General features: G+C 76.3%; 18 protein-coding genes. 7 read left to right on the top strand and 11 right to left on the bottom strand.

What is annotated here, in order from left to right; all coding sequences use genetic code 11:
- Window positions 1-1,305 (bottom strand): glycosyltransferase, encoded by a 1,305-nt coding sequence (locus tag B8281_RS04720; protein WP_085387061.1) that lies wholly within the window; start codon window positions 1,303-1,305, stop codon window positions 1-3.
- Window positions 1,306-1,457: 152 nt separating this feature from the next.
- Here B8281_RS04720 and B8281_RS04715 point away from each other — a divergent pair, with 152 nt between their 5' ends.
- From B8281_RS04715 to B8281_RS04700, 4 genes are all read left to right on the top strand, one after another.
- Window positions 1,458-2,108, top strand: coding sequence for a TetR/AcrR family transcriptional regulator (locus B8281_RS04715; RefSeq protein WP_232322674.1), 651 nt, complete (start codon window positions 1,458-1,460; stop codon window positions 2,106-2,108).
- Between the two features lie 39 nt (window positions 2,109-2,147).
- A complete protein-coding gene (locus tag B8281_RS04710) occupies window positions 2,148-2,747 on the top strand; it encodes a sulfite oxidase-like oxidoreductase (protein WP_034654951.1) in 600 nt (199 codons plus the stop codon).
- Window positions 2,740-3,597 (top strand): ferredoxin reductase, encoded by an 858-nt coding sequence (locus tag B8281_RS04705; protein WP_085387059.1) that lies wholly within the window; start codon window positions 2,740-2,742, stop codon window positions 3,595-3,597. The genes B8281_RS04710 and B8281_RS04705 overlap by 8 nt, the downstream gene beginning before the upstream one ends.
- 114 nt (window positions 3,598-3,711) lie before the next feature.
- A complete protein-coding gene (locus B8281_RS04700) occupies window positions 3,712-5,043 on the top strand; it encodes a serpin family protein (RefSeq protein WP_085387058.1) in 1,332 nt (443 codons plus the stop codon).
- On the opposite strand, the gene B8281_RS04695 is transcribed toward B8281_RS04700, so the two are convergent.
- Both B8281_RS04695 and B8281_RS04690 read right to left on the bottom strand, forming a co-directional pair.
- A complete protein-coding gene (locus B8281_RS04695) occupies window positions 5,012-5,614 on the bottom strand; it encodes a pyridoxamine 5'-phosphate oxidase family protein (protein WP_085387057.1) in 603 nt (200 codons plus the stop codon). The two genes, B8281_RS04700 and B8281_RS04695, sit on opposite strands and share 32 nt — an antisense overlap.
- 94 nt (window positions 5,615-5,708) lie before the next feature.
- A complete protein-coding gene (locus B8281_RS04690) occupies window positions 5,709-6,167 on the bottom strand; it encodes a hypothetical protein (RefSeq protein ID WP_085387056.1) in 459 nt (152 codons plus the stop codon).
- A gap of 159 nt (window positions 6,168-6,326) precedes the next feature.
- Between B8281_RS04690 and B8281_RS04685 the strand changes: the two genes are divergently transcribed.
- Window positions 6,327-7,397, top strand: coding sequence for an App1 family protein (locus B8281_RS04685; RefSeq protein WP_085387055.1), 1,071 nt, complete (start codon window positions 6,327-6,329; stop codon window positions 7,395-7,397).
- Window positions 7,398-7,463: 66 nt separating this feature from the next.
- Entirely contained in the window at window positions 7,464-8,321 is an 858-nt protein-coding gene (locus B8281_RS04680; protein WP_085387054.1) for a hypothetical protein, read from the top strand.
- A gap of 185 nt (window positions 8,322-8,506) precedes the next feature.
- Here B8281_RS04680 and B8281_RS04675 read toward each other — a convergent pair whose 3' ends face one another.
- The 6 genes from B8281_RS04675 to B8281_RS04650 all read right to left on the bottom strand — a co-directional run bounded on the left by B8281_RS04675 (window position 8,507) and on the right by B8281_RS04650 (window position 13,721).
- Window positions 8,507-9,451 carry an aldo/keto reductase gene (locus tag B8281_RS04675; protein WP_043658937.1) on the bottom strand — a complete coding sequence of 315 codons (945 nt, stop codon included), beginning with the start codon at window positions 9,449-9,451 and terminating at the stop codon, window positions 8,507-8,509.
- A 33-nt stretch (window positions 9,452-9,484) separates the two neighbouring features.
- Window positions 9,485-9,901, bottom strand: coding sequence for a MerR family transcriptional regulator (locus tag B8281_RS04670; RefSeq protein ID WP_081600290.1), 417 nt, complete (start codon window positions 9,899-9,901; stop codon window positions 9,485-9,487).
- Between the two features lie 79 nt (window positions 9,902-9,980).
- On the bottom strand, window positions 9,981-11,150 hold the full coding sequence (locus B8281_RS04665; protein ID WP_198163147.1) for a hypothetical protein: 1,170 nt from the start codon (window positions 11,148-11,150) through the stop codon (window positions 9,981-9,983).
- Window positions 11,151-11,265: 115 nt separating this feature from the next.
- A complete protein-coding gene (locus tag B8281_RS04660; RefSeq protein WP_085387053.1) occupies window positions 11,266-11,715 on the bottom strand; it encodes a MauE/DoxX family redox-associated membrane protein in 450 nt (149 codons plus the stop codon).
- Window positions 11,716-11,751: 36 nt separating this feature from the next.
- Window positions 11,752-12,399, bottom strand: coding sequence for a response regulator transcription factor (locus B8281_RS04655; RefSeq protein ID WP_232322673.1), 648 nt, complete (start codon window positions 12,397-12,399; stop codon window positions 11,752-11,754).
- 26 nt (window positions 12,400-12,425) lie between these two features.
- Window positions 12,426-13,721, bottom strand: coding sequence for a sensor histidine kinase (locus B8281_RS04650; RefSeq protein WP_085387051.1), 1,296 nt, complete (start codon window positions 13,719-13,721; stop codon window positions 12,426-12,428).
- 106 nt (window positions 13,722-13,827) lie between these two features.
- Here B8281_RS04650 and B8281_RS04645 point away from each other — a divergent pair, with 106 nt between their 5' ends.
- Window positions 13,828-14,577, top strand: a complete 750-nt coding sequence (locus B8281_RS04645) for a ZIP family metal transporter (RefSeq protein WP_085387050.1) — start codon at window positions 13,828-13,830, stop codon at window positions 14,575-14,577.
- A gap of 6 nt (window positions 14,578-14,583) precedes the next feature.
- Here the strand turns inward: B8281_RS04645 and B8281_RS04640 are convergent, their stop codons facing one another.
- Together B8281_RS04640 and B8281_RS04635 are read right to left on the bottom strand one after the other, a co-directional pair.
- Entirely contained in the window at window positions 14,584-15,228 is a 645-nt protein-coding gene (locus tag B8281_RS04640) for a 1-acyl-sn-glycerol-3-phosphate acyltransferase (protein ID WP_061268954.1), read from the bottom strand.
- 54 nt (window positions 15,229-15,282) lie between these two features.
- Window positions 15,283-16,788 carry an amino acid permease gene (locus tag B8281_RS04635; protein WP_085387049.1) on the bottom strand — a complete coding sequence of 502 codons (1,506 nt, stop codon included), beginning with the start codon at window positions 16,786-16,788 and terminating at the stop codon, window positions 15,283-15,285.
- Window positions 16,789-16,895: the final 107 nt, after the last annotated feature.

Below are 16,895 nucleotides of genomic sequence, written 5' to 3'. Positions count from 1 at the left end.
TCAGCGTGCGGCACGGGGCGCGGCGCGCCGGGCGACGACCTCCTCCACGACCGCGACGACGCCGTCCTCCCCCGGCGCGACGGCGATGCGCTCGCCGAGGCGCGCGGCGGCCCGGGTGTACGCGGGGTCGTCGAGCAGGCGGCGCACCGCGCGTCGTATCTGGGCGGGTCGCGGCGTGCTGGTCCGCAGCCGTACGCCCGTCCCGGTCCACGCGACGCGGGCCGCGACCTCCGCCTTGTCCTCCGTCTTCCCGGCGACGACGACGGGCACGCCGTGCCGCAGCGCGTGGTGCACGCCCCCGTAGCCGCCGTTCGTCACGAGGACCGACGTGCGCGGGAGCAGCACGTCGTACGGGAGGTACTCGGCGGCGCGCGCGTTGGCGGGCAGCGTGCCGAGCGTCTCGACGGGCCGCCCGCCGGTGGCGGCGACGACGAGCACGTCCTCGTCCGCGAGCGCGCGCAGGGTCGGGACGAGGAGCTGGTGCGGGTCCTCGTTCGCGACCGTGCCCTGCGTGACGTGGACGACGGGGCGGCGCGTGCCGAGGTCGTCCCACCAGGCGGGGAGGTCGCCGTGCGCGGCGACGGGTCGCGGCGGGCCGACGAACCGGACGGGCGTGACGACGTCGGGCCGCGGGTACTCGAGCTCGGGGACGGTGAGCTGCACGACGGCGTCCGCGTCGGCGGGCCAGCCCAGGAAGAAGGTGTCGCTGGGGGTGGCGCCGGTCGCGCGCACCATCTCCTGCGCGGCGCGCTGCGGCGCGGCGAACGCGACCCCCTCGACGAACCGGTGCAGCGCTCGGTTGCGCAGCACCCCGAGCGGCCCGCGCGCGGGCAGCACGCCGAGGCCGAACGGTGCGGTGAGGTCGCTCTTCAGCCCGAGCGGGAAGATGCCCAGCGCGAGCACGGGAGGGCGCCGGTCGGCCGGGGTGGCGACGAGCGCCATCGCGCCGAGGAACAGGGGCTCGACGAGCACGACGTCGGCCGGGCGCGCGGAGAGGGCGTCGACGACGGCGCGGTGCTGCGCGGCGCCCGGCCGGACGAAGATCTCGAGCATGTCGTGCCGGATCGCGTCGAGACCGGTGCGGCCCGCGCGGCCCGGGAAGGCGGCCGCGAGGTCGCGGTCGTCGAAGTCGGCGGCGGCGGGCAGCGGCACGTGCTCGGCGCCGGCCGCCTCCACGGCCGCGGCGAAGCGTGCGCCGGTGAGAAACCGGACCTCGTGGCCGTGCGCGACGAGCGCGCGCGTGACCGCGAGCAGAGGGGTGACGTGCGCGTGCACGGGGGTGGAGCAGAGCAGGACGGTGGCCATCGGTGTGCCTCTCTCGGGCGGCGCGGGACGCGCCGGTCGGACGGGAAGGGCGCGGGACCGGGCCGTCCGCGCGAGGACGCCGAGGGGGAGGCGGCGTGTGAGAAGATCGGTAACCGTCAGGAGTATTCATCACCCTAGAGAGGTAGTCAATAGTGGTACCCCGCGCCTACACGTCCGACCTCCGCGCCGAGCAGGCCGCGCGCACCCGCGAGCGCGTCGTGCGCGCGGCGGCCGAGGAGCTCGCCGAGCGCGGCTACGAGCGCACGACCCTCGCGCGCGTCGCCGAGCGGGCGGGCGTGTCGCTCGAGACCGTCAAGGCGCACGGGCCCAAGCGCGCCCTGCTCCTCGCGGCCTTCGAGGTGACGTTCGCGGGGTCCGAGGGTCAGGAGTCGCTCGCCGCTCGGCCCGAGGGCCGCGCCGTCGCCGGGACCACCGACCCCGAGGCCTTCCTCGACGGGCTCGTCGCGCTCGTGGCGGCGGCGAACGAACGCGTCGCGGCCCTGTGGTCGGCGTTCACGTCGGCGGCCCGCTCCGACGAGGCCGTCGCCGTCGAGCTCGCGGCGCTCCTCGACCGCCGTCGCGCGGACCTGCGCGCGAGCGTCGACGTGCTCGCGGACCACGGGTTCCGGCTGCGCGCGCCGCGGGACGAGGCCGCCGAGACCCTGTCCTACCTCCTCGCGCCGGAGGGCTGGACGCACTTCGCGGCCGGTGCGGGCTGGTCGCGCGAGCGGTACCGCGCGTGGCTGCGCGACGCCGTCGTGCGACTCGTCGCCGCACCGCCGCCAGGCGACGCGGACGCCTGACCCCTGGCGCGGCCTGGCGGGCCGCGCCTACCGTGAGCCATGAGCACCCTCACCCCCGGCTTCCAGGGCCGGCCACGCCCGCAGGGCGTGGCGCTCCCGCCGGGCCAGTACGTCGAGACCGGGTTCCCCGTGCTCTCGGCAGGGCCCACACCGCGCGTCGACACCGCGACCTGGCGCTTCGACGTCACCACCGAGACCGGCGCGACCCGCTCCTGGTCGTGGGCCGAGCTCCTGGCGCTCCCCCAGGACGAGCCGACCGTCGACATCCACTGCGTCACCCGCTGGTCGAAGTTCGGCACGTCCTGGCGCGGCGTCTCGCTCGACACGCTCCTCGGCGAGGTCGAGTCCACGGCCGACTTCGCGATGGTCGGCTGCTACGGCGGCTACACGACGAACCTCCCGGTCGCCGAGCTGCTCGGCGGCAAGGCGTGGGTCGTGCACACGTTCGACGGCGCCCCGCTGCACCCCGTGCACGGCGGCCCCGCGCGGCTCCTCGTGCCGCACCTGTACTTCTGGAAGTCGGCGAAGTGGGTCAACAGCATCACCCTCATGCCCATGGACCGGCAGGGCTTCTGGGAGCGGCTCGGCTACCACGACCTCGGCGACCCGTGGCGCGAGCAGAGGTACCAGGGTGACTGAGGCGCCTGTCCGCCTCGGCGCGCGGTACGCGACGCCGTCGCGCTGGCAGGTCGCGACGCTCGTCGACGCGTGGGCCGAGAGCCCGTCCGCGCGGACGCTCGTCCTCGAGGTCCCCGCGTGGCCCGGCCACCTCGCCGGCCAGCACGTCGACCTGCGCCTCACCGCGCCCGACGGCTACACCGCCGAGCGCAGCTACTCGATCGGCAGCGCCGCGACGCGCACCCCCCTGCCCGACGACGACCCCTCCCCGGGCGACCCGCCCGCCGTCCCGCACGGCGCGGCGCCCGACGGCGTCGCCCCCGCGCGCGTCGAGGTCACCGTCCAGCGGGTCCCCGGCGGCGAGGTCTCGACCTACCTCACCGACGTGTTCGCGGTGGGCGACGCGATCGAGCTGCGCGGGCCCGTCGGCGGGTGGTTCGTCTGGTCGCCGGAGCGCGACGCCGGGACGCCCGTGCTGCTCGCGGCCGGCGGCTCGGGCCTCGTCCCGCTCATGGCGATGCTCCGCACCCGGCGCGACGCCGGCGACCGCACGCCGTTCCGGCTCGTGTACTCGGTGCGCCGCCCCGAGGACGCGCTGTACGTCGAGGACCTCGACCGCCTCGCCGCCGCGCACGACGGGCTCGACGTCCACGTGGTCCACACCCGTTCGACCCCACTCGGCTCGATGCGCGGGCCCGGCCGCGTCGAGCGGCGTGAGCTCGCCGGGTGGGGCTGGCCGCCCGAGATCGAGCCCGCGTGCTTCGTGTGCGGGCCGACGGGGTTCGTCGAGGCCGTCGCACGGCAGCTCGTGGCGCTCGGCCACGACCCGGCGCGGATCAAGACCGAGCGCTTCGGGCCCGCGGTCGACTGACCGGGGCGGAGCGCGTCAGAGCCGCAGCGGTACCGCTGCGCAAGGACCGCGCTCCCGCCGACACGGTCGGAGAGAGGGCGGCGAGCGCGCCGCCCCCGACGGCCGGGGGGATCGATGACGACGACGACCGCAGGACCGCACCGGGAGCCGAGCCCGCCGCGGCGCACGCTGACCGCCCTGGCGACGACGGCGGCGCTGGCCGCGCTCACGGCGTGCGCAGGCGGCGCGCCGGCGGGCCCGGGCCTGCCCGTCGCCACCGCCGACACCGCGCGGGACGTCGTGCGCGTGGCCGACGCCGGTGCCACGCCGCGCGTGGTCGACGCGACCGAGCGGCTCGGCCTGACGATGCTCGCCGCGGCACCGCCCGAGGGGAACGTGGTGGTGTCGCCCGCGAGCGCCGTGGTCGCGCTCTCGATGCTGGCCGAGGGCGCGCGGGGCGACATAGCGCTCGCCCTCGACGACGCGCTCGGCGCGTCCGGCCAGGAGCGGACGGACGCGGTCAACGCCCTCCTCGCGTCGCTCGAGGCCTACGACGGCGACCCGGCGCAGGTCCGGGCGGACGATCTGCCGGAGAAGCCGCTCGTGCACGTCGCGAACCAGATCGTGCTCGACGACGAGGCCGAGGTCCACGAGCCCTACCTCGAGTCGCTCGCGGCCGGGTACGGCGCCGGGGTGCTGCACACGGACCTCGGGACGTCGTCGGGCATCGTGCCGCTCAGCGAGTGGCTCCGGTTCCACACGGGCGGGCTGATCGAGGAGAGCGCCATCGAGCCCGACATCTACCTGCGCCTCGTGCTCCAGAACGCGGTCCTGTTCGCCGCCCGGTGGAAGGCACCGTTCGACGTGAGCGACACGGCGCCGTCGCCCTTCACGCTCCGGGGCGGCGACACGGTGGACGTGGAGTCGCTGCGGCTCACGGAGACGTGGGCGTACGCCGAGGACGACGGGTGGCGCGCGGTCCGGCTGCCGTACGTCGAGGGGTTCCACGCCGACGTCGTGCTGCCGCCCGAGGGAGTCGATCCGGCGTCCGTCGCGCCGGAGCAGCTCCTCGCGCTGCGGGAGGCGCTGGCCGCGGCACCCGGGCAGACGGTCGCGCTGACCCTGCCCACGCTCGACGTCCCCGCCGACGACCCGCTGGACTTCCGGCCCGCGCTCTCCGCCGCCGGGCTGGGCGGGCTCCTCGACTCGGTCACGCCGCCGAACCTCCGCGGCATCAGCGACGACAAGCTCTACGTCTCGCAGGCGTGGCAGCAGGCGCTCCTCCAGGTCGACGCCGAGGGCACCGTCGCGGCGGCCGTCACCGAGATCGGTGTGGCCGAGGACGCGGCGTCTGGCGTGGCGGAGAGCATCTCCTTCCGCGTGGACCGGCCCTACGTCTTCTCGGTGTCCGCCGACGACACCGGCTGGCCGCTCTTCACCGCGGCGATCCGGGATCCTCGCCACTGACGGCGTGCACCGCCCGGCCGTCGCTCGCGTCGAACCGCCACCGCATCGCCGCGTGCTCGGACGTGCGCTCGTACGCGAACACAACCTCGGGCCGCACGGCGAAGACGAGTGCCGGGTCGCCGTCGTGGAAGAACACGCCGTCCCCGACGTCGAACGCCCAGTCGTCGCCGTACTTGCAGCGCCACCGCTCGGCGAGGCGGTGCAGCGCGGCGTCGTCGGTGACGCGTGCGGCGGTGCCCTCGACGACGACGTCGAGCGCGTCCTCGTAGGCGTTCGTCCCGGTCGTGAGGACGACGCGTGCGTTCTCGGCGAGGTTGCGGGCCTTGCGCTCGTCGGGCCCGGTGGTCACGTGGAGGCGGCCGTCGGCGACGACCGTCATGAGCGGCGTGACGTGCGGGCGCCCGTCGGGGCGCACGGTCGAGATCCACGAGATCTCGGCCCGTTCGAGCGCGCCGCGCACCGTCTCCCACGGGACGGGGCTCGCGCCGGGAGAGCTGAAGCCGGGGACGAGCGTGCCCTGCGGTGCGTCGGGGTCGGCGGGTCGGGCGGCCGGCTGGTCGGCGGTGGTCATGGCGGTCCTCTCGTCGGTCCTGCCCCTGGGACCGACGAGCGCGCCCGGACTCATCGGTGGCGCCAGCAGGGGACCTGCGCCGACCGGCGGGGCGTCACCGCACGTCGTCGGGGTCGGCCTCGTGGCCGGGACGGCCCACCGTGCGCCGGTCCTGCTTCATCCTGGCCTCGAAGAGGTGCCGCGCGCCGCCCGCGAGCTCGTCGCGCGCGGCGCGCTCGTGCTCGCGGAACGCCGACCAGTAGCCGTCGTCGTACTCCTCGACGAGCTGGAACGTCCAACGGCCGGGGACGACGTTGCGCCCCACGAGGTCCGCCTCGATCCGGTCCGCGACCTCCGCGTGCCCCGCGGCGCGCAGCTTCTCGACCGCGTCGCCGAGCGCGAGGTCCGCCTCGCCGGTGAGCTGGTGGAACGTGTAGAGGTGCCCGCGCGCGCGTTCCGTCGTCTCGAGCGCCTCGCTCAGGGCCCCGAGCGCGTCGACGGTCGCGTCGGTCACGCCGTCGGGCACGGGACGGCCGGGCAGGTCCGCAAGGTTCCGGGAGGTCTCGTCGCTCACGCGGCCACGCTAGGCACGGCCCGCCGGGCCCGCACGCGCTCGTCGGCGACGGCCGCCGTCCAGAGCGACGACCGCCGCCCCGAGCGACACCCCGCGCTCGTGGGCAGGCTGTGACAGGGTTGGACCCGCCACCCCCGACCGAGGACAGCGCCCCGAGCCATGCCACAGACCGCACCCGTACCGACCGTCACGAGCGAGCCGACCCCGAGCCAGCGCCCCCACCGGGCCGCGCGGCTCGAGGACCGGTGGCGCGCCGTCGTCTCCCGCTTCCAGAAGGCCCGCGGGTGGCGCCCGCGCGTCGAGCCGTTCGCCGGCTACGGGAGCCCGCGCCGCGTGCGCGTGCTGGGCCGGGTGCTGCTCGCGAGCCCCGCGTTCGACCCGGCGCTGCACGAGCGCGAGTCCGCGGACCGCCGCGGCTGGCGCTACTTCTTCACCGCCCCGGCCCCGCGCGAGGAGGTCCGCGTGCGGGTGGGCAGCACAACGGTCGACCTCGTGTCCGACCGCGGCGGCTACCTCGACCGGGTGATCGACGTCGACCTCGCGCCGGGCTGGCACGACGTCTCGTTCCGGACGTCGGCGGGCGCGACGGCGACCGGCAGGGTGTTCGTCGTGGCCGACGGGCGCCGGCTCGGCGTCGTCTCGGACATCGACGACACCGCGATGGTGACCGCCGTCCCGCGCCCGTTCATCGCGGCGTGGAACACGTTCGTGCGGCACTCGAGCGCCCGTGTGCCGGTGCCGGGCATGGCGGCGCTGTACCGCGGCATCGCGACGTCGCGGCCCGGCACCCCGTTCGTCTACGTGTCGACGGGCGCGTGGAACACCGCCGCCAACCTGCGACGCTTCCTCCAGCGCCACGGCTTCCCGCCCGGCCCGCTGCTGCTCACCGACTGGGGCCCCACCAACACGGGCTGGTTCCGCAGCGGCCCGGAGCACAAGGACACGTCGCTCGACCGGCTGTTCCGCGAGCTGCCCGACGTCGACTGGCTGCTGATCGGCGACGACGGCCAGCACGACCCCGACATCTACGCGCGCGCCGCGCGGCGCCACCCGGGCCACGTCGCGGCCGTCGCGATCCGCGAGCTGACGCCCGCGCAGCAGGTCCTCGCGCACGGCTCGCCGCTGCCCGCGCCGGGCAGCCTGCCGGGCGACGTCGGGGGCGTCCCGACGGCGCACGGGCCCGACGGCGACGCGCTCACCCGCTCGCTCGCCCAGGTCCTGCGTCGCTGAGACCGGTGCCGTCGGTCCTCCGCGGTTCCGGATGCCGCGCCCCGGCGGGAGTGGTTGCCTGAGGACATGACCACGCCCGGAGGCCCGTTCCCCACGCCCGACCCCGAGCCCGCGCCGACGCGCCGCACGTGGCCGTGGATCGTCGTCACGGTCGTCGCGGTGCTGGTGATCGCGCTCGTCGTGTGGCTGGTCAACCGCCCGACCGACGAGGGCCCCGCCGTCGAGACGCCCGCGCCGTCGACCAGCGCTCCCGCGAGCCCGTCCCCCACCGACGCGGCGTCGCCCACCGACGGCGCCTCGACCCCCGCCGCCGAGGGGTGCCCCGCGACCGGCGACGGCGTCCCCGCCGGGGCGGGCACGCACGAGATCGTCGACGTCGACGGCGACGGCCGCCCGGACACGGCGTGGCTCACCGGCGGCGCGGACCGCACGTTCGGCATCACGACGGCGTCCGGCGCCACGTTCTCCGCACCCGTCGAGTCGGCGAGCCCGCAGCCCGCGAGCGCGATCGTCCAGGTCGTCGCGGCGGGCGACGGGACCGCGCCGATCGCGCTCGTCGACACCGGCCGCGAGGTCCTGCTGCTCTCGGCCGCCGACTGCGCCCTGACGCCGACGCAGAACGCGCAGGACGAGCCCTACACGTTCGACAAGGGCTTCACGGGCTTCGGCACGGGCGTCGGCTGCACCGAGGTCGACGGCGCGCTGCGCCTCGCGGGCTTGAACGCCGTGCCCGACGACGGCTCCACCTTCACGGTGTCGCGCACCTTCGTCGACCTCGACACGGGCGCGAAGGTCGCGACGAACGGCGAGGAGGAGACGGTCGCGCAGGGCGCCGCCGCCGACGACCCGGTCGTCACGACAGCCCAGGAGACGAGCTGCGGCGACCTCGTGGCCGGCCAGGACGGCCCCGTCGAGCCGCAGTAGCCCCGCCGAGCCGCAACAGCCCGGCCGAGCCGCAGCAGCCCCGCCGAGCACGACCTTGCTGTCGTCATCAGGCCGATGCCGACAGCAACGTCGTGCTCGACGGGGAGCAGGCTCGGGGTCGTCACCGTTCCGGGGGTGTCGGCCGCGGCGGTCAGCGGGCGTGAGCGGTCAGCGGGCGTGAGCGGTCAGCGGGCGTCGGCGAAGCGGTCCAGCTGGCTCGGCGACAGCGTGACGTCGCGCGCGGCCATCGCCTCGTCGACCTGCTCGATCCTGCTCGCCCCGACGATGGGCGAGATCCCCTGGCTCATGAGCCAGGCCAGGACGACCTGGTTCGGCGTCGCACCGGTCTCCCGGGCGACCTCGTCGAGCACGCGGAGCACGCGCTCGGTCCCGGGGTGGGCGTAGCCCGCGGAGAACGGACGGTCCGCGCGGGTGTACCCGCCCATCATCAGGGGCGTGTAGCACCACAGGTCGAGCCCTTCCGTGCGGGCGTGGTCGAGGTCGTCGGGCGCCAGGAGCTTGTGGCCCGCCTCCGGGACCGTGGTCCCCGGGCGGGGCTGCACGAGGGAGTGCCGGAGCTGCAGCGCCGACCACTCGGCCACGCCCTGCCGACGCGCGAGGTCACGCGCCTGCTGCACCCGCCACGACGCGTGGTTGGCCGCGCCGATCCGGGTGGCACGCCCCTCGGCCACCGCCTCCCCGAACGCGGCGACGGTCTCGCCGAGGTCGACCGTGCGGTCCTCCGCGTGCGCCCACAGCAGGTCGACGTGGTCGACGCCGAGGCGCTCGAGGCTCCCGTCGAGCCCGGCCCGGACGGCGGACGCGGAGAGCCCCTCCGCGCTCTCGGGCCACGCGTGCGCGACGAGCGGGTCCTGACGGACCTTGGTCGCGAGCCCGACGGCCGAGCGCGCCCCCGGGTTCGCCCGCAGCCACGCACCGAGCACGCGCTCGCTGGCGCCGCCCAGCCCGCTCGGGTCGGTCCAGAAGGCGTAGCAGTTGGCGGTGTCGAGCCAGTGGCCGCCGGCCTCGACGAAGCGGTCGAGCAGCCGGAACGCGGTGGTCTGCTCCACGCGCGTGCCGTGGTCCATGGTCCCGAGGACGATCTGGGGGGCGTTCTGCTGTGCGGTCATGCCCCGATGCTCGATGCTGGAGCGCGCTCCAGGTCAAGCGGTGCGCGACGGCGGAGCCGGGTCCCCCTCGACGCTCGGCCCCGGGGCCTCTCCCGCCTGCTCGCGGTAGTACGCGATCTTCTCGTCGAGCACGCCGAGCGCGAGGTCGATCCGCGCCCTGCGCTCGTGCAGCTCCCGCCGATGGCCCTGGAGGAACGCGACGCGGTCCGCGGGGCTCCCCTCGCGGCGCAGGAGCGACGTGAACTCGCGCAGCTCGGAGATCCCCAGCCCGGCGTCGCGGAGGCACGTCACCAGCCCGATCCAGAACAGGTCGTCCCCGTCGTAGGCCCGGTGCCCGCCGGCCGTCCGGGCGATCGGCCCGATGAGCCCCTCCCGCTCGTAGTAGCGGAGCGTGTCGAGGCTGACGCCTGCTCGGGCGGCGGCCGCCTGCGGCGTGAGCGTGTCGGACATGAGGAGCCTCTCTCTGCGCTGTCGGTACGCGCTCCCGATTCTGGGTCCTGGTGCGTGCTCCAGGCCAACGCCGTCCGGCTCAGCCGCGCCCGCACACCCGGCACGCGCCACGGCGGCGGAGCCAGTAGGCGTAGGTCGCCGCGCCGAGCGCGAGCGACCAGACCGGCCACAGGAGCGTCGGCCCGACGGCGCCCCACGAGTCCGCCGTCAGGGCCAGCCGGCTCTCGCCGAACCCGAGGACGATGAGCGAGAGCCCCGCGGGGAGCACCGCGACCGCGACGACCGTCGCGGGGACCACCGCGAGCCCGACCGGCACGCGGCGGCCCGCGAGCCCGACCGCCCAGCGCGGGAAGACCTCGCCCCAGCGCTGGAACAGGCCGAGCGTGAGCACCGCGCCGACGAGCGCGAAGCCGCCCAGGCCGAGCGCCGCGACCCAGCCGTCGTCCCCGGCGAGCTGCGCGACGTCGTCGGGCGAGAAGCCGAGCGGGATGCCGAGCACCCAGGCGATGCGCGTCACCGCGTAGAAGGTGGGGATCGCGGCGGCGACGAGCGCGGCGGTCCGGCCCCAGCGCGCCGCGGCGGCGGGCGTGGTCCACGCCGGGTCGTGCCCGTCGTGGCGCCGCCCGCAGGACGCGCACGCCCCGGCCCCGCGGCGCACGAACCGCCACGTCGAGGCGACGAGCAGGGCGCCGCCGCCGAGGAGCGCGAGCTGCGTGAGCGGCCCGGCGCCGAGGAAGTCCTCGAACGCGGCGCGGATCACGGGGTCGAACGGCGCCATGACGAGCGTGACCGGGAGGTACCCGAGCCGGGCGAGGATCGACGCGTCGGTGAGGGCGAGCACCCCGGCCGAGACGACCGCGGTCGCCGCGACGGTCACCGCGCGGTCGGTCCGGGCGACGGGACCGCGCCGGGCTCCGAGCCACACGCGCAGCGCGGTGGCCGCGCCGACGAGGGCGAGGACCGCGACCCACGGCGTGAGGGTCGCGCCCGGGACCCTGCTCAGGGCGCCGAACGACAGGTCGTTCGCGGCGCCGACCGCGAGCGTGCCGCCGGTCAGCGTGACGACGAGCGCGACGAGGCCGCCGAGCGCCCACCACGCGGCCGCGGCGGGGGCGATCCAGCGTCCTCGGGACGCGCGCCCGGGAGGGGCGGGCGGCCGGCCGCGGGTCGACGGTCCACGGTCGCGACCCGACGGCGCGGGTGCCGGCGTGCGGTCGGACAGGGGCGGGTGCGGTGTCGAGGTGCTCATGCCTCGACGCTCCCGGACCCCGCCCGGCGGCGGATCCCCCGGCACGGCGAGCCCGCTCCCCCGCGCGGGTGACCACGCTCCGGCGCGGATGACCGCGCTCCGGCGCGGCAGCCGGTCAGTCGCGCGGGCGCGGCGCCCGACGCAGCGCCCGGAGGGCGCCCGTGGACCACAGCGCCCACGCCACGAGCACGGGCTGGAAGAACAGGCGCCCGAACCGCTTGGCGTCGGTGTCGAGGCCGAACCCGTCCTGGTGCTCGAGCCACTGCCCGACGTTCCCCGGGAAGATCACCACGAAGAACGCGGCAGCGACGAGCCCCACGGCGACGCGCCACCGGGACAGCACGACGAGCGACCCGCCGAGCGCGATCTCGACGGCGCCCGACGCGAGCACCGTCACGTCGTCGTCCACGGGGAACCAGGACGGGACCTGCGCCTGGAACTCCTCGCGCGCGACCGTGAGGTGGCTGATCCCGGCCCCGACCAGGGCGAGCCCCAGCGCGACGCGTGCGACCGTCGCGACGGGCGGCACGGGCGGGGCGGGGCGGGTGAGCACGGAGAGGTCCATGGCGCGATCGTCGCACCGGGGCGGTCGGCGCGCGCGTCAGCCCGCCCGCACGAACCCCGACTCGTAGGCGCGCACCACGGCCTGCGTGCGGTCGCGCACGCCCAGCTTGGCGAGGACGTTGCCCACGTGCGTGCGCACCGTCTCGACGCCGAGGTAGAGCTCGGCCGCGATCTCCGCGTTCGACAGCCCCTGCGCGACGAGCCGCAGCACCTCCCCCTCCCGCTCGGTCAGGCGCGCGCCGCGCAGCGCGTCGCCCGTGGGCGGGTGCGCCGTCGCGAGGCGTCGCACGGCGTCGGGGAAGAGCAGCGACTCGCCGCGCGCGACGACGCGCACCGCCTGCGCGACCTCCTCCGGGCGAGCGCGCTTGAGCAGAAACCCGTGCGCCCCGGCCCGGAGCGCGTCGAGCACGTGGTCGTCGTTCTCGAAGGTCGTGAGCACGAGGACGCGTGGTGCGCCGTCGCGCGCGAGCAGCGCCCGCGTCGCCGCGATCCCGTCGACGCGCGGCATCCGCACGTCCATGAGCACGACGTCGGGCCGCGCCCGCGCGACGACGCCCGGCACCTCCGCGCCGTCCCCCGCCTCGCCGACGACCTCCAGGTCCGGCTCCGCGTCGAGGATGACGCGCAGCCCCGCGCGCACGAGCGGCTCGTCGTCGACGAGCACCACGCGGACCGTCCCCGTCACGGGACCGCTCCTGCCCGGGCCCGCGCTCATCGCGACGACCCCGCGCGCGGGAACGTCGCGCGCACGACCCAGGCGCCGCCGTCGGGCGCGGGACCGGCCGCGACCTCCCCGCGCAGCAGGTGGGCCCGTTCGCGCATGCCCGCGAGGCCGCGGTGCTCGCGCGCGGCGCCGTCGGGTGCCCGACGCCGCGCGCCCGCCCCGAGCGGGTTGCGCACCTCGACGACCAGCGCGTCACCGGGACCGGGCGCCACCTCGACGGCGACGGGCTCGCCGGGCGCGTGGCGCAGCGCGTTGGTCAGCGCCTCCTGCACGACCCGGTACGCCTCCTGCGACACGGCGCGCGGGACGTCAGGCAGCGCGGCGCCGTCCCGCGCGAGCCGCACGTCGGCGCCCGTGCCGCGCGCGTCGTCGAGCAGGGCGTCGAGGTCGGCGAGCGTGCGGGCCGGGGCGCGGGGCGGCGCCCCCGGGACGTCCGCGCGCAGGAGGCCGAGCACGTGGTCGAGGTCCGCCATCGCGCTGCGGCCCGTCTCCTCGATCGCGGCGAGCGCACGGCGCGCCGCGGGCGGGTCGGAGTCCAGCAGGCGTGCCGCCGCGGCCGCCTGGAGCGTCGTGACGGTCAGGGCGTGGCCGACCGAGTCGTGCAGCTCGCGCGCGAGCCGGCCCCGCTCCGCCGCACGGTCAGCGGCCGCCTCCAGCTCCGCGATCTGCTCCGTCTGGTCCGGGCCGAGCAGCGGCAGGGCCGCCTGGCGCAGCACGGCGCGCGCGAGCACCACGACGTACGGGACGGCGAGCAGCACGAGCACCGCGGTGAGCAGCCACGTCCACGCGGGCAGCGCCTCCCACGGTCGCCAGTCGGCGAGCAGCACCGGCTCGACGCCCGTCGCGGACAGCACGAGCTGCGTCGCGACCGGGACCCCGAACAGCACCACGACCACGACCGCGGCACCGAGCGACAGGTGCAGCGCGTACCAGGCCGCGGCCCGCCAGCGCGTCGCCGCGCCCGGCGGGGCGGCGCCGGCCGCGGGGAGCGGCACGTCGACGTCGAGGAACGTCCGCGCCGCCGCGATCTCGAGCGTCCGCACGGGCGCGAGGAACGGGGGCGTGCTCGCGAGGACCGCCGTCACGAGCGCCAGGACGACCGTCGCGACGCGCGGCGTCTGGAGGGACGCGAACATCTGCGCGAACCCCGCGACGAGCACCACGTACGCCCCGGCGACGACGCCGCCGACCACGAGGAGCACCCCGGCGCGCACGGTGGCCGTGCTGCGCAGCGGGGCGAGCACCCGTCCCCACCCTCGCGGCGGGCGCGCGTCGGTCGTCATGGCCCCCAGTCTCACCGCGCCGCCCGCGCGGCACATCCCCTCGACGGGGGAACCGCGACGTGCGCGACGCCGCGCGCCCCGGCACGCCCGCTGGTCCAATGGGAGCGTGATCGGGTTCTGGTGGGGCCTCGTCGGGGCGTCGTCGCTGCTCCTCGGGGCCGCGCTCGTCTTCTGGCGCCCGCCGGGCCAGCGGCTCGTCGGGCTCGTCATGGCGTTCGGCTCGGGCGTGCTCATCAGCGCGGTCGCCTACGACCTCGTGGAGGACGCGTCGACCCGCGCGAGCGGGCTCGTCCTGCTCGCGGGTCTCGCGGGCGGGGCGCTGACGTTCTTCGTCGGCGACCGGATCATCGACCGGATGGGCGGCGAGGGCCGCAAGCGCTCCACGGGCGTGCAGAAGGAGTCGGTCCAGGCCGCGGGCGGGACCGGCGGCGCGGCGATCGCGCTCGGCACCGTGCTCGACGGCATCCCCGAGTCCGTGGTGCTCGGCGCGACGCTCATCGGGGGCGGCGGGGTGAGCGTCGCGATGCTCGCCGCAGTCTTCGTGTCCAACCTGCCGGAGGCGATGTCGGCGACGGCGGGGCTGCTCAAGGCCGGCACGAAGCCGTCACGGCTGTGGGCGCTGTGGGGGTCGACGACGCTCGTCTCGGCGCTCGCGGCCGGGATCGGTTACCTCGCGCTCGACGGCGCGTCACCGGCCGTCGTCGCGGTCACCCAGGCGTTCGCCGCGGGGGCGCTGCTCACCATGCTCGTCGACACGATGATCCCCGAGGCGACGGAGTTCGGCGGACCGGTCACCGGGCTCGTCACGGTGCTCGGGTTCGCGACGGCGTTCGGGCTGAGCTCGATCGGCGGCTGACCGCCGTCAGGCCGCGAGGTCCTGGCCGCTCATGCGGTGGATCGACGCCATGACCTCGTCCGTGAGCTCGCGCCGCGCCTGCGCCGGCTTGGTCCCGGCCGTGATCTGGCGCTGCGGGTCGATCGGCTTGCCGAAGTGCACCTCGACGCGGTGCAGGCGCGGGATCCGCTTGCCGACCGGCTGGACCTTGTCCGTGCCGCGCACGGCGACGGGGACGACGGGCGCGTGCCCGGCGAGCGCGAGCCACGCGACGCCCGTGCGGCCCGGGTGCAGCTTGCCGTCGCGCGAGCGCGTGCCCTCGGGGTAGATCCCGAACGCGCCGCCGCGCTGGAGCACCTCGAGCGCGTCCTCGAGCGAGCGCTGCCCGGCGCGCGGGTCGTCGCGCTGGACGGGGATCATGCCGATCGTCGTGAAGAACCACCGCGACAGGCGGCCCTTGATCCCGCGGCCGGTGAAGTACTCGGCCTTGGCGAGGAACGTCACGTGCCGCGGCGCGACGATCGGGATGAGCAGCGAGTCGATGAACGACAGGTGGTTGCTCGCGAGGATCACCGCACCGTGGCGCGGGATGTTGTTGCGACCTGTCACCTGGGGCCGCAGCAGCACGTAGGCGAGCAGCGACAGGATGAGCCTCAGGACGCGATAGGTCATCCGTTCATTGTGCACCGTCCCGGGCGCACGTCCGTGCACGCCGTGGACGACGCCTCACCCGTCGGCGCGCGCCCCCACCGCCGCACCGCGCCGCGCCCGGCCCCGCCGGGTGACGAGGTACACCGCGAGGATCACGACCACGAGCCCCGCGGTGGACACGAGCTGGGCGCGCGCGGCGGCGTCGGTCAGCATGAGGACGGCGAGCGCCGCGAGACCCACGAGCACCGCCCACGTGAGCCACGGGAAGCCCCACATGCGCAGCGTCATCGGCTCGCCCGACGCACGGGCCTGCGCCTCGATCCGACGGCGGAGCCGCAGCTGCGAGACGGCGACGAGGACCCACACGACGAGCAGCGCGGCGCCCACGGCGTTGAGCAGGATGCCCAGCAGCGCCTCCGGCAGGAGCCAGTTCAGCCCGACCGCGACGAGCGCGAAGAACACGGAGACCAGCACCGACACCCAGGGGACGTCGCGCCGCGACACGCGCCGCAGCGCGCGCGGGCCGTCGCCGCGCCCGGCCAGCGAGTAGGCCATGCGCGACGTGCCGTACACGTTCGCGTTGAACGCCGAGAGCAGCGCGACCACGACGACGACCTCCATGACGCGCGCCGCGCCCGGCAGCCCGGCGAGGTCGAGCACCGCGACGAACGGGCTCTCGGCGAGGAGCGGCGAGTCCCACGGGAGCACGAGCACCATGATCGCGACCGAGCCCAGGTAGAACACGAGGATCCGCCACACGATGCTGCGCGTCGCGCGCGCGACGGCGGTGCGCGGCTCGCGCGCCTCGGCGGCGGCGATCGTGACGATCTCGATGCCGCCGAACGCGAAGACGACGACGAGCAGCCCCGCCGCGATGCCGCCCCACCCCTCCGGGGCGAAGCCGCCCTGGCCGAGCAGGTTCGACGTGCCGACGGGCTCCGTCCCGGGCAGCAGGCCGAGCACGAGCAGCACGCCGACGACGAGGAACCCGACGATCGCCGCGACCTTGACGAACGCGAACCAGAACTCGAGCTCGCCGAACTGCCGCACGCCCCACAGGTTGATCACCGCGAACACGACGACCACGGCGAGCGCGACGCCCCACTGCGGCACGTCCGGGTACCAGCCGGTCACGATGCGCGCGGCCCCGGTGATCTCGGCGCCGAGCACCATGACGAGCATGAACCAGTACAGCCAGCCGAGCAGGAACCCGGCCCACGGCCCGAGGGCCTCCTCCGCGTAGACGGAGAACGACCCGCTCGCGGGGCGCGCGCTCGCCATCTCGGCGAGCATCCGCATGACGAGGATGACGACGACGCCCGCGATCGCGTACGACACGAGCACGGCCGGGCCGGCGGTGGCGATCCCGACGCCGGAGCCGAGGAACAGCCCGGCCCCGATCGCGGAGCCGAGGCCCATCATCGTCAGGTGCCGCGTGCGCAGCCCGCTGCCGAGATGGTCGGCTCCCGGGTCGCCAGGGTCGGCGCCGCGGTCGACGGTCGGGTCGGTCGTCGACGGCCGGGTCTCGGCCGGGGCCCCGCTCGCGGACGGTGCCGGGCGTTCGGGCGTGGGGGTGCTCATGGTGCGGTCCTGCGGTCGGGGTCGGGACGCCGTGCTCGACGCCGACCCACGACGCTACACGGCCCGGGCGCGACGACGCCCCGCACCCGGCGTGAGGGACGCGTGGG

The sequence above is a fragment of the Cellulosimicrobium sp. TH-20 genome (assembly GCF_002105775.1).
In the GTDB taxonomy this organism is placed as follows: domain Bacteria; phylum Actinomycetota; class Actinomycetes; order Actinomycetales; family Cellulomonadaceae; genus Cellulosimicrobium; species Cellulosimicrobium funkei.
This window is presented reverse-complemented; position numbering and strand designations above follow the sequence as displayed.